This window comes from Bartonella sp. HY406 (genome assembly GCF_025449315.1).
Taxonomy (GTDB): Bacteria; Pseudomonadota; Alphaproteobacteria; order Rhizobiales; family Rhizobiaceae; genus HY038.
Genome location: NZ_CP104893.1, coordinates 1,919,904 through 1,933,512 on the forward strand (window position 1 = coordinate 1,919,904; position 13,609 = coordinate 1,933,512).

Consider the following 13,609-nt stretch of genomic DNA (forward strand, 5'->3'; position numbering starts at 1 on the left):
ATGTTATTAAAAACGTTGATATACTGGCTATAAGCACTGCTGTATAAATCTTTTTCATTTAAGAGCCCCCATACTTCAGATGTAATTTAATGCGTTTACAAATCAGCTATTTTCACCTTAACTTAAACTACAGAATAAGTTATTTAAATTGGAGGATTTGTGATGGAAAAGTTTAGCATTTCTTTTAAAATATTGGGTGCATTACTGGTGGCAGTATTTTTATTAATAAGCCCAGCGCAAGCACGAAAATTTGAAAATTATCCCGCCACTGAAACTTATATGGGCAAGCCTGCCAAATTACAACTCACCAAGGATAATGGTGGCATAACCTTTAAAACAAGAATTACCGAAGCTGCCCAAAAAGGCGTTAATTTTGCTGGACGCTATAGTATTGTTGAAATTGGTTGCGGCACGTCCTGTCTTATTGCTTATGTAATGGATTATAAAAGCGGCAAATTATTTAGCTTTCCCCTTGGTGGTGAAGATAATTATCATATGTAATTGAAATATAATGCCAAAAGCCGCCGTATCGAAGTGGTGTAAAATGATATCAATGCGGCCTAAAATAAAGCCTGTGTAATTCAATATTTGGAAATGCAAAAAGATAAATTTAAGGGGTGGCATAGATAAGGATTAAGTTTAAGGGGCTGGCACCAATAGCTTTTTTAAGGATCTATATAAAATCGAAATTTAAAATAAATATTGGCGATTTATGGAATTGATACAAAATCAATATCATAAAGTGACCAAAACAATGGCATATCCTTCTTTAAAGCCGCTCTCAAGAGTGCTATATTTCCGGTATTAGCTCGCTTTTCTTGCAGTTTAAGTTGTAATCTATCGCCATCATGCATATAGGCATCGTAATTACTTGCAAATTTTTCAGCCTTTTTGTCCTCTAATTGCAACCCTAAGAGCATTTGCTTAACAACGCCCTTCATCTGAAGCTCAGTCATTGAACTGCCCGTTAGCCCAGCGATGTATAAAAGATTTCGACCTTTCAACCCACGGGCTTCATACTGAAAAACCAATTTATTGACTATAACATCGAATAAATTGGCAAAAATATCTTTTTGCCGCCCCGAAAATAATGACTGATTAACATTAGAAAACTCAGCGCCAACAGTTAAATGACCCAATTGTTTGCTTTCAATAAAACTATCATCAATTTTTAAGGCATTCAACTTGCTATTCCAAGTGGCCTCGAAGCGTAAATTGACATTTAAAGCCAAGTCTTTAAATCGCGGCATATCCATTTGATTGATTATCTTTTTAGGAAGTGTAAAATTATCGATTTCAAATGCAACTTTTGTTGGAATGGGTCCACTGGTTTCATAATCGTTTTTCAATGATACGTTATCAAGCTTAAAAATTTGCACGAACGCATCGTTACTATCATTTAAAAATTTTGATGGGGCATATAAAGCTAAATTGTTAATGGAAAAACTATCAATTTTTGGAAAATTCTGCCAAATTTGGGACATAAGCACTTTTGAATAGTCTTTATTCGAATTTTCTTTCAAACCATCCTTATCCAACAATCTCGAAAATTCGCCATCAATAAGATTGTAGAAATTAGCCAAATGTATATTTTCGGCCTGAACTTTATCAATTTGCCATTCACGAGGTAAGCTAAAAAGCACTATTGATCTTGGATGTTCCAAAGCTGTAGCGACATCATCAATTTGATTGAATTGCAATGTCATCTTATTATTTTGATAGGAAATAGTGCCATTTTTAATTATAAACTGATACTCCATCATACCATCTTCAGATTCTTTGACATAGTCTTCAAAATCCAAATCAACAGCTTGAACCATATCCAAAAGATAAAAATAGCTACGCAATAATTTGATGCTTTTGGAATTAGCTAAAGGGTCTTCAACCAATGGTTGACCATCTTTACCGCGCTCGACATCACTCATTGCTAAAACAGCAATTTGATTATTAATTAAATCAACAAGGGTTTCACGATTTTGCCGTAAGAATAACCGCGATAGATTAACCTCTTCAAAATCAATACTCTGGCGACTATCATAATAATTTATATGACGAATATTTGCACTCTTCGTGATGGAGATAAGCGCATCTTTTTTATTGTTTCGGGGCGCGAAAAACAAATCAAAAACTTGCCAATAATTTAAATCACGAAAATTAATATGGTCGATTGATAAATTGACAGAATTATTATCGTAGCTAATCGAATTTTTGCCAATTTCAATAGCCGATCCCCAAAAATATTGCGATTGTATGATGCCTTTTGATACCATCTCAAATGAACCTGCATCCATCGTAAATTTGATAGAATATGGGGTATTACCAATAGATGATATTAACGACATTTCCTCAAAATCAATTTGGTTAATATCCATATTGAGGAAAGAATTTATAATAGCTGGAAAATATAATAATTTAAGCGGAGATGAAGATTCTTCTTCAAATTTTAAATCAGAAATTTTTAAACTATTAAGATTAAATTCAAAACTATCCTTATAATTTATATTGCTTATATCAAAATCAAATCGGCTATTATTTTTAGGTATAATCAGCAAGGTTTCGATATTAATTTTTGCGCTATGACCAACTGCAAGATAGGCGTTTTTAATGCTTATTACGCCGTCATCACGCTCCTCCACATGGTCGAAATATAAACCATTTTGCTTCAAAAAAGTAAGCATTGGTTGGGTTTTTTGTGTTGCTGCATGCGAAAATTGATAACAAAAAGCAGCGAGTAGAAAAAAGGCTACAAACGATAAGCGCATCAATTTGAAAAACACGAATAAACCTAGGTAACAATCGTTTAAATTATACTGCAATCTTAGCATTTGCTTCCCCTTCATTCCACCAAGCAAAACAATAACGTTGAAAGCATAAAAAAACCATTGGTATGTTGAAATTTTAACAACACACCAATGGCTATTCAACGCCTTTAAAACTGTTTTATTTTACAGTGACGGCAATATCAAATAGTGACCATAATGGATCAAGGTTATTGTTTAAATTCATCATAGCTAAAGCTGGGATCCCAACACCAAAATTAGTTTTTGACTTTGCATCAAAGGCAATAACACCGCCATTATTGATAAACTTTGCGATAGGCGCAACGACGCTAGCACGATTTTCACCATCTTCGATATAATTTTGCATGGTAGGAACCAAGCTTGAAATCAAACCATAGCCAACTTCTTCGACAGATATGCCCTCTTCTTTTGCTATGCGTTCTTTAAAGGCGCTAAGCTTTCCCTTATCGTCAATGCTAATTTTAAAATCTTTAACTGTTAAGCCCGATGCGGCAGCTGCCATTTCTATCGTATTACCTGAAAAAAGATATGGCTGCACTTGACCGATGGTTGCACTAGCATCTACACGACCAAAAACATTTGTTTCTAAAAAACTATCATGAAGTAAAATTTGTTTCTTTTCTTCATTCCAGTCAGCTTTAATACGTGCAGATAACTTTAGCATGCCATCGCTAAGGCCAACACTCTGAGGAAAATAGGTAAAGTCTTCGACGAATTGCTGATAATTGACAACATTTAAATCAATAGATGTTGGGATTGGACCAGATACAGCATATTTATGGTTAAGCGATATTTCATCAAATTTAACATTCCCCTTAGACATAGGTAAATTCACATCGACATTTTTAACTTCTATTCCGTCAATCTTAGGATATAGCTTGCCAACATTTGCCATTAAGCCGACAAAATATGTTGTGTCATTTGGTATTGTGTCAAGTTTCGATAATTTATCTAATTCTGAAACAGCAAATTGATATAGGGACGAAAAGTCTACGCTCTTAATACCAACAATACCGATTTTTCCAACTGCAACAGCTTGATCATCCAATAGCGGGCTAGCGGCATTAATATCCAAGCCCTTATATTCTATACTTGTCTTAAAAGGCTCATATCGAATTTTAAGTCCCTCGATATTAACGGTTATATTAACCTCAGAATCGTTCTGGATTGAAATTGCGTTTTTAGCCTCTTGTTGAAATGGACCTACCATATCGATCATATAAAGAGCATCACGAATAAGACCAAATAGTTTTGGATAGTCTAACTCCGCTTTTTCGCCCTTTTCCATAGCCTCACTTACGGATATGGAAGCAGATTTAGCAAATGCCAAGAGGTTGTTTATCGTATCAACCGGTGCTTTTTTTCCGTAACGCATAGAAAAACCATCAGTTGTAATTTCTTCAATTGACATCTGTTCTTCATGTTTTAAGGGTGATTTTGTATCAATTTTATAATTTTTGATAACGACTGCACCGCTCACTTTTTCAAATGGCTGATCTGGCTTATCGTCTGCGATAGAAGCCATTAATACTTGCAATCTCACATTAATATCGTGAACTGTAATATGCTCAATTGAGGCGACTTGGCGAGTGGGTGGCAACGATATGCTATTGGTGCTTATATTGGTAACAATATTATATTTATCAATTATTTGTTGTGCAACAATACCATTATTATAATCATGAAGCTCATATTTATCCATGGCAATTGACGCTGAAATTTTAAGTTCATTCAGGTTAAAAGAAAGTTTAACCAAGGAATTATCAAACACCATTAATTTAAAATCATTGCTTAGTAAATGCAAGGCAAAGGGCGTCATCCTGTCCTTGAGACGAGCATCGAAAACATCCTTACTCAACTTATAACCAGTTATGGAAATAGTAGGCAAAGCAACTTCTACAATCTCACCTTTATAGCTGACATTTTTAAGGGTTAAATCCAGCAAACCATCATCTTTGAGTGCTACATCAAAGCTTTCAACATTAAGCTGCGTAGTTGCACTAACTTGCAATTTTGGCTCAACAAGAGAATAGGTTTTATCAGAATTTTTCTTCCATTCCTTAAATACGACCCCCTGCTCTTTCAATTGTTCAAAAACAGCATTTATTTTCTTTTGCTGCAAGCCAAGATAATAGTAGATGCAGCCGCCTATTAATAGAACAAGAATAATAAGGGTGACAATAAGTTTGCCCTTATTTCCTTTATTCTTATTGTCTGTGATACCCTCTTTGGACATATTTCCAACCCTATTTAATTGTCACAAATTGCTAAACTCTCATTGAAAGATCATTTAACTGCAAGTAATTTATCGCCGTTCTGAAATGATCTTTAAGCTCGCTTAACATAGTGCATTTATTTTTAAAAATAGGAATAAACAAAGGGCGTTATACACATGAAATTAAGTCTTTTAAAACTTTTATTTCTGCAATAAATTTTAAATCTATTCTATTATTCTTCTGCGCTTTTAGTTGTTTCAAGGGCGCTCACAACATCACTATAAAACTCCACCAAGGGTGGGCGAATATTATGAGCAAGCATTTCCTTGCGCAGTGCAATAGAAGCACCGCAGATTATCAATCTCATCTGGCGTTTTTTAGCCGTTTGCGCTAGACTTTCAAGTATATGCGCCCCTGTTGCATCAAGCAATGGCACTGCGGAAAAGTCAAGTATCATTACCTTATAGCTATCAGCGATTTTATCAAGCACCGAGCCAATATTAGCGGCGGCGCCAAAGAAAAAAATGCCAGAAATATGGTAGATGACAACCTCATTATTCAAACGACTATCATCATAGGGGCGAAGCGTACTATTAGCACCATCTACACTATCTTCGCCCACAAAGGGAACATCCATTTCAACCTTGCTTAGGCTTGACATGCGTTGGATAAATAATAACGCGCCAAGTGCAAAGCCAATAATAATGGCTTCCGCCACCCCCCAAAATATGGTTAGTAAAAAAGTGACCGTCAAAATAAAAGCTTCGCCCTTTGATGCGATAAATAAGGTTTTTATCGCACCGCGCTCGATCATATTCCAAGACACAATGGCAAGTACGCCAGCAAGCGCCGCGAGCGGAATATAGCTAATGAGCTGAGCTGCAAACACTATAAACATCAAGATAAAAATGGCATGCATGATACCAGCCATTGGCCCATGAGCACCTGCGCGAACATTAGTAGCAGTGCGTGCAATGGTACCGGTGACACAAATACCATGAAAAAACGCCGTAATAATATTGGCAAAGCCCTGCCCTACTAATTCACAATTAGAGCGATGGTGGCGTCCACTCATGCCATCGGCAACCACTGCCGATAGCAGCGATTCAATCGCCCCAAGCAAAGCAAAAGTAATGGCTGCCGGCAATATCTCGACCATTTTATCAATCGAAAAAACTGGCATCATCGGCATTGGTAACTGCGATGGCATAGCACCAAAGCGGCTACCAACCGTTGCAACATCAAGCGCACCCAAAAAAGCCGCAAAACTTGCCAATGCAATTGCTATGAGCATTCCTGGCCAATGAGGGCGCCATTTTTTCAAAACAATAATAATAATGATTGTGAGCGCGCAAAGGGCAAAGCTTTGAACATTAAAAGTTGTTATTGCGATATATATTGCCGCCATTTTTGCAATGATCGGGCCTGGTTCTCCTCCCTGCAACTCTAAGCCCAATATATTAATCAATTGGCTGCAGAAAATTATTACGCCAATGCCGGCGGTAAAGCCGATTGTTACGGGATAGGGAATAAATTTAATATAGGTACCAAGACGTGCATAGCCCATAATGGCTAAAAATACTCCGGACATTAGCATCGCCAGTAATAGTCCATCCATGCTATGCTCGTTAATTGTGGTGGCGACCACAACAATGAAAGCGCCTGCAGGCCCACCAATTTGAAAGCGACTGCCGCCAAGCAATGAGACAAAAAAACCGCCGATAATAGAAGTATAAAGCCCTTGAATAGGCGAAGCGCCAGACGCAATGGCAATGGCAATAGAAAGCGGCAAAGCAACGATAGCAACGGTTAAGCCAGCTAAAGCATCGGCTTTGAAGTTGCTAAAACTATACCCTTCACGCAAAACCGTAATAAATTTTGGTGTAAACATTTGCCAAAAAATAGAACTTTGCTTTGAGCTATCAGCATTAGATTTATGATTATCTATCCCCTGCCCCGACATTAGCTTTCCCCCTCAAGCCATAAAATTGCCGACCAACTTTCCATAATACTATAGCATTTTTAAAAAACTGTGAAGCGATCTTTAAAAAACGCACATTTGCTATCTGTAAAAAATATGCCAAATATTTTTAAATTTTCGACTATCGCCATCAACCCAACGGATTGTAAATGGCGATTTCATCGCCTAATCAAAGCTTCGCAAATAATCCTTTAGAACTGGTGAGATATGATATCCTTATCAGAAGTTCTTTAAAAGGATGATATGTCCTGCACCATTTCAAAACTTAAATCAAAACGAGCGAGGTATTTGCGTAAGCGGTCGGCATCATTGCCAGTTTTCTTCTGCGTTCTTGAAACGGCAAATAGTGCCCTTCCCGCTTCACTAATGGTTTTATAACGCTTACATTCGCGCACGACAAAATCAAGCTGCGGAATATCAAATGGATCAATCATCGCCAATTTATCCTCGCCTAAAACAGTTGCAAGCAATTGTTGATCTTTGTCCAAATTTTCACGGCTCCAACTATATTTTAACCGCTTAATCTCCTCCGATACTGTTTGCTCATTAATGCGCGACTGCGGTGCAAGGGTTGACATGCGCAAAACTGCTGCCCACAAGTCACGAAAATTACCGCACCACTCGGCATTGCTAGACATGGCAAAATCTAAAAACAAATTACGTGCTTCTTTATTAAAAGTAACTTTTCGCCCCTCATCTCGCTGATAATTATCAAGCTCATAATCAAGATTAGGCTCAATATCTTCACGGCGATTTTTTAATGCAGGCAATTCAAATGTCCAAAGATTAAGCCTTGCATATAAATCTTCTCTAAATCGACCTTTCGTTACCTCTTCACGCAAATCCCGATTAGTACCGGCAATGAGTTGAAAATCCGATTGGGTTTCAACATCCGCCCCAACTGCAAAAAAACGCTTTTCTTCAATAGCACGCAAACACATAGCTTGTTCATCAAGCCCAAGTTCGCCAATTTCGTCCAAAAACAACAGCCCTTGATCCGCGGCTTTCATCAAACCTTGGCGGCTGCTAGCTGCCCCTGTAAAAGCACCTTTTTGGTGGCCAAACAAGGTTGACATTGCCTGATCGCCGCGCAAGGTAGCGCAATTCACCTCGATGAGTGAACCTTCAACCTGACGCTGCATTTTCTTTAATTCATAAATACGTCTTGCAAGACGTGATTTACCCGCGCCCGTTGGCCCAGTTAACAAAATTGGTGCTTTTGAACGAATAGCCACTTTTTCTATTTCGTCTATAATATTATTAAAAGCATCATTGCGGGTAGCAATGCCTGACTTTAAAAAAGATGTCGCCGATTGGCGCTCCTGCGCAAAACGCCGCGCAATTATGTCATAGCGCGATAAATCAAGATCGATAATTGAATAAGAACCAATAGAGCTTCTATTGCCACTTTCATCCCTCAAAGACGGCGAAAGCTGTAACAAACGCCCCGGAATTGTGCGCGTCTCCGTGAGCAAAAACCAGCAAATCTGCGCAACATGGGTACCGGTAGTGATATTTACATAATAATCTTCATTTTCAAGATCAAAATCATAATTGGTAACAATGGAGCGCAATTGCTCATAGACCTCAGCAAAATCCCAAGGATTTTTAATGTCGACAAAATTTTGCACGACTTTTGTCTTGGGTGAAATCTCAGCAATATCCTTAATAATAACTTCGGCGAGCTGGTTATCATTTCTGTGATTGATCATCTCTACCCGATCAACAGGAAAATCAGCCTGCTGACAAAGCGCAACCGTTGGTCGCCATTTTGACCAGCGTTTTGCAAAAGCACCAATATCAAGGGTTGTACCAAGAACTGAAAAGACAACCGTTTTTTTATCCATAATTATAAATCTTTATAAAAAATTATCACTGATAATATTATGCCCGTTTTAACATAAAAAGGAAGACGATATTTTTATAAAATTATTTTATCAATAAAATCAGTAAGATAAAAAAATATTTTGTAGTTTTCAGTTATCTTTATCGAAGTTGGCACGCCTTATGCTTAGTCAATAGGTGCAGGCAAGATAATTTAACCAAATACCTTGTCAGAATGTCAATAATAATAAGCATGAAAAAGCCATGCTGGAAATAAAGAGGAAATACAATGGCAAACTTTGAACTTTTTGCTTCCCTACGCGGAAAACTTGTTCCTGCAACCAATAGCCATAACCATCATGGCGCACCAGCCTATGAGCTTTCACCAAATGAAGCCCTAGCACAGCTTGCAGTGACTGGCACCTTTAACAATACATTTTACGCCAATGGCGGCGACCAGTTGGATAAGATTTTAGAACTTAGCGAAAAAGTTGACGCGGAGTTTCTTGCAAAAACTGCCATCTATGCTTTTGAAAAAGGCTTGATGAAAGATATGCCTGCTTTATTGCTCGCAATTCTTTCTAAAAACGAGAGTACTTATTTCAACCAAGTATTTAAAAGGGTTATCCGCAACGGTAAGATGCTGCGTAATTTCGTGCAAATTATGCGCTCTGGCACCATTGGTCGTAAATCACTTGGTACTCGCCCTAAACGGCTTGTGCAAGAATGGCTTGAAAATGCCAGCGACATTGAAATTTTGCGTGCCAATATCGGAAATAAGCCTTCGCTCGCTGATGTTATCAAAATGGTCCATCCACGCCCAAAAGATAAATCTCGTGAAGCGCTTTATGCCTATATTATGGGTAAAGCCCATAATATTGACGAACTTCCTGCGATTGTCCGTGAGTTTGAAGATTTTAAGACCAACAAAAATGGCAAAGTGCCAGAAGTGCCTTTCCAAATGTTGACCTCGCTGAACCTTACTAAGGAGCATTGGGCAGAAATTGCACATCATGCCGGCTGGCAGATGCTGCGGCAAAACCTTAACACTTTTTTACGTCATGACGTATTTTCAGTGCCTGGTTTTACGCAATTTATTGCAAACCGCTTAAAAGACGAGAATGAAATTCGCAAGGCTCGCGTTTTTCCCTATCAGCTGATGACTACCTATCTAATGGCTGACAATAAATTGCCAGTCTTAGTTAAAAACGCATTACAATCGGCTTTGGAAATAGCCATTGACAATGTACCTGTTTTAAAGGGTGACGTTGTACTTTGCCCAGACGTTTCGGGGTCAATGTCATCGTCAGTCACCGGTTATCGCCCTGGCGCAACCTCGATTGTAAGGTGCATTGACGTCGCAGCACTGATATCGGCAGCTATTATGCGCAAGAATAACTCTGCAAGAATTTTTCCATTTGATTATCAAGTATTTAATATTGATATTAACCCTCGCGATAGCGTAATGCGCAACGCAAAAAAGCTCTCTAGTTTCGGTGGTGGAGGAACCAATTGCTCTGCTCCACTTAGCATATTAAATGCAGAAAAGGCTAAGGTAGATTTTGTGATCATGATTTCAGATAATGAATCATGGGTGGATGCCAATAATTTAACTCGACCAGGTCAAACAAAAATGATGGAAGAATGGGCGAAGCTTAAAATTCGTAACCCAAAAGCAAAGTTAATATGTCTCGACATACAACCTTACATCACAACACCTGCAGCAAATTTTGATGGTGTTTTCAATATTGGTGGATTTTCCGATGCAGTGTTTACACTTATCGGAATTCTGACAAAACAACAGGAAACAGAGCAATGGACAAAAATGATTGATGCAATCGAGCTATAAGCATTAACAATATGCTATCTTCAGCTAGCAATTATAAGCTGAAGATAGCATAAAATCAGCCAAACATTACAAATGGCCAAAATCATCAAGTTTTAAACAAAGCTTGAAATGGCCTTTTATGCCCTTAACACAAATCTTTGTTTTCATTTATTTTTTTCAAAATAATACTTTACAAAACAAAAAATAAATGCTAAATAAGACTCACTAAATTGAATTCATGGCAAATGCCAGTGGAACTACATTAGGTCACGGGTTAAAGTCCTACCCTGTTCATACACATGAACATGAGCTCAGACTACTGTTTCACTACAAACTTGTTGCTATGATTTTTATTAAACTTTAGATATGACAAATGCCGACGGAACTACATTCCAAAATCTAGGTCGCAGGTTCAAATCCTGCCAAGCCCGACATTATGGGCTTGTAGCTCAGTGTTAGAGCGAGATAGTTTGTTTCGTTACTCCCTTGTTGTCATAGCTATATAAATTTCATTTTTGATATTTGTGGCGAATGCGCAATAAGAATACATCTTCCACGATGCTTTTTACCATTCTTATTCACCCTTGTCGCCACAACTACATTCTACCATAGCAAATGCCGATGGAACTACATAGGTAATGCTTTAGAGTGGCATTGTTGAATAGTGTAATAATAGCAATATTTAGCAATAAGGCTTTAAAGACAGCACGTTCAAATCGTGCAAACTATTTATAAGTTTAAGCAATGTTTAAAACTATAAATAGCTGATTTCATCTCTTTTGTTGCTATGACTTTTATATAAATCTTGAAATATCTGTGGCGAATGCGCGATAAGAATACATCCTTCCACGATGGCTAATAGCCTTTCTTATCCCCACTTGTCGCCACAGCTCTTATCACCATAGCGAATGCAGATGGAACTACATTGGTAGAAGGCTGTAACAGTCTGTGCGGATTCGATCCCCGCTACATTTTAATAAATTGCAAGCAATTGTAAGCTTTAAAATGGGAGCGCTTCATCACTCTTGTCGCTATGACTTTAAATCTAGTGTGGATAATTGGAATAAAAAGCAAGCAAAAAACACCGATTTTTAGCTAATCATTATTTAGCCGATATCTTTGCTTGATGTATTTTTTGCAAAATTTTAATTTTTTAAGCTCTTATAAAATATGCTAAATTTAAATCCTCTACTTTTACTCGCACCAGTGCTTTAAAGCATCAATAATTTTTAAATCATCAAAGCCCACCGGCTGACGGTGGGAAATAATGATAAAGGCTGTACGCGGCAAGGCTTTATTCAAGACATTGAATAACTCGGCCTCAGCTTGTGTATCCAAGGCACTCGTTGCCTCGTCCAAGACAACCCAAGCTGGTCGATGTATCAATAACCGTGCAAATGATAACCGCTGCTTTTCACCACCAGATAGAACCTCAGCTTCATTACCATCGCTCATCACGGCTAGATTATAAGCGTGCAACAAACCAACATCTTTAAGCGCTGCTAAAATTATGTCTTCTTTAATCACCTCACTGCTTAATGGATATGCTACAGCATCAGCAAGTGAGCCTATTGGAAAATAAGATTTTTGGGGAATAAACATGGTTTCGTTTGTCGGCCAATGAATTTCACCTTTAAAATGCGGCCAAAAACCCGCCAAAATTTTTACAAATGTCGTCTTTCCAAATCCAGATGGGGCATTTAACCAAACGCGATCTCCAGCCTTAATCTCAATAAATGGGCAACAGAACAATTGTTTATCATCGGGAGTATACGCAGTTACGTCTTTGCAAAATGCTTTACCTGCAACAACGCCCGATTGCTCCCTTTTAAATGAAAGACCGGAACTTTTTTGCAAATGAACTCGATTGGCGGCACTAAAAAACATATCAAGGCGGCCAGATGTAGCCACAAGATCCGCAAGGTCACGATAAGAAAAGATAAACCACGATAGGGTTGTAACTACACTTGAAAAAGCCATACTAACTTGCATCAAACCACCAAAAGCAATGTGACCCGCTAAATAGCCCGGCAAAGCAACAAATAAGGGAATCCGCAAAACCGTATGATTAAATGGAAAGGTAAAACTTGAAAGAATAGCTTCACGTCTTATCAACTTGCGCCAATTTTGCTTAATATTGCGAAATTTTTGCTTAAATATTTGCCGTTCAGCAGCCTCGCCTTTGGATAGTGCAACTTCATCAAAAGCGCCACGCCAACGTGCCATGGCAAAGCGAAAATCAGCTTCATATTTTTGTTGTTCACAAAATAAGGATTTAAGAGGATAACCAAGCTTATGGGTTATAAAACTACTCACAGCAACATAAATAAATGCGGTCCAAACCATATAATGAGGAATTTCAAAATGCATCCCCGATAAATCAGAACTTAACGGAAAGGCAGCAAGATTCCACAAAAGAATAACATAAGAGAACAACCCTACAACCCGATTTATCAAATCAAGAGCTTCACTCAACAAGCCTTTAATAAACAAACGACAATCTTCAGCGACACGCTGATCTGGATTATCAATTGGATTATTTTTATCATTAGCCAAAACCCAATAGGCCCTATTTTCAGTCCATAGGCTAATCGCGCAATCAGTTAGAGTTTCTCGCCATTGCATTTCAAGTACCTTACAAAGATACTGATATGCTATACCACGCAAAGAATTAGCTGCAATAATCAGTGCAAAAATTCCAGTTTGCTGCATCACTTGGAAGGTATCAATCTTTTCGATGGCCGTATAAAAAGCTCCTGACCAAAGCGTCAAGCGTATGCTAACATATACAGAGGCTAAATTTAACATTATAGCCACGCCAAATAACAACAAGGAAATTCTGCCACCCTTGGCTTTTATGCATGGTGCAATTAATCGCATAAATTGTGATAAGATATTAAACATAGTTTATACTTCAACTAAAATAGTATGATTTTTAAATGCATAAGGCAGCTTTTTA

7 protein-coding genes are annotated in these 13,609 nt (G+C 37.9%); 2 read left to right on the plus strand and 5 right to left on the minus strand.

What is annotated here, in order from left to right; translation table 11 throughout:
- Nucleotides 1–162 precede the first annotated feature (162 nt).
- A complete protein-coding gene (locus tag N6B01_RS08115) occupies nucleotides 163–501 on the plus strand; it encodes a hypothetical protein (protein ID WP_262078225.1) in 339 nt (112 codons plus the stop codon).
- 209 nt (nucleotides 502–710) lie between these two features.
- On the opposite strand, the gene N6B01_RS08120 is transcribed toward N6B01_RS08115, so the two are convergent.
- From N6B01_RS08120 to rtcR, 4 genes are all read right to left on the minus strand, one after another.
- On the minus strand, nucleotides 711–2,678 hold the full coding sequence (locus tag N6B01_RS08120) for a hypothetical protein (RefSeq protein WP_262078226.1): 1,968 nt from the start codon (nucleotides 2,676–2,678) through the stop codon (nucleotides 711–713).
- Nucleotides 2,679–2,940: 262 nt separating this feature from the next.
- Nucleotides 2,941–5,037: an aq_1923 C-terminal domain gene (locus tag N6B01_RS08125; protein WP_262078227.1), complete on the minus strand. Its 2,097-nt coding sequence runs from the start codon at nucleotides 5,035–5,037 to the stop codon at nucleotides 2,941–2,943.
- Nucleotides 5,038–5,249: 212 nt separating this feature from the next.
- A complete protein-coding gene (locus N6B01_RS08130) occupies nucleotides 5,250–6,980 on the minus strand; it encodes a SulP family inorganic anion transporter (protein WP_262078228.1) in 1,731 nt (576 codons plus the stop codon).
- A 248-nt stretch (nucleotides 6,981–7,228) separates the two neighbouring features.
- Nucleotides 7,229–8,845, minus strand: coding sequence for an RNA repair transcriptional activator RtcR (gene rtcR / locus N6B01_RS08135; RefSeq protein ID WP_262078229.1), 1,617 nt, complete (start codon nucleotides 8,843–8,845; stop codon nucleotides 7,229–7,231).
- Nucleotides 8,846–9,111: 266 nt separating this feature from the next.
- On the opposite strand from rtcR, the gene N6B01_RS08140 reads away from it, so the two are divergent.
- Nucleotides 9,112–10,671 (plus strand): RNA-binding protein, encoded by a 1,560-nt coding sequence (locus N6B01_RS08140; protein ID WP_262078230.1) that lies wholly within the window; start codon nucleotides 9,112–9,114, stop codon nucleotides 10,669–10,671.
- A 1,173-nt stretch (nucleotides 10,672–11,844) separates the two neighbouring features.
- On the opposite strand, the gene N6B01_RS08145 is transcribed toward N6B01_RS08140, so the two are convergent.
- Nucleotides 11,845–13,554, minus strand: coding sequence for an ABC transporter ATP-binding protein/permease (locus N6B01_RS08145; protein ID WP_315973307.1), 1,710 nt, complete (start codon nucleotides 13,552–13,554; stop codon nucleotides 11,845–11,847).
- Nucleotides 13,555–13,609: the final 55 nt, after the last annotated feature.

What these genes read in the sequence shown, in the direction of transcription:
- N6B01_RS08130 (WP_262078228.1), bottom strand. Translation starts at nt 6,980, where the DNA reads ATGTCGGGGCAGGGGATAGATAATCATAAATCTAATGCTGATAGCTCA.
- N6B01_RS08140 (WP_262078230.1), top strand. Translation starts at nt 9,112, where the DNA reads ATGGCAAACTTTGAACTTTTTGCTTCCCTACGCGGAAAACTTGTTCCT.
- N6B01_RS08145 (WP_315973307.1), bottom strand. Translation starts at nt 13,554, where the DNA reads ATGTTTAATATCTTATCACAATTTATGCGATTAATTGCACCATGCATA.
- N6B01_RS08115 (WP_262078225.1), top strand. Translation starts at nt 163, where the DNA reads ATGGAAAAGTTTAGCATTTCTTTTAAAATATTGGGTGCATTACTGGTG.
- N6B01_RS08125 (WP_262078227.1), bottom strand. Translation starts at nt 5,037, where the DNA reads ATGTCCAAAGAGGGTATCACAGACAATAAGAATAAAGGAAATAAGGGC.
- rtcR (WP_262078229.1), bottom strand. Translation starts at nt 8,845, where the DNA reads ATGGATAAAAAAACGGTTGTCTTTTCAGTTCTTGGTACAACCCTTGAT.
- N6B01_RS08120 (WP_262078226.1), bottom strand. Translation starts at nt 2,678, where the DNA reads ATGCTTACTTTTTTGAAGCAAAATGGTTTATATTTCGACCATGTGGAG.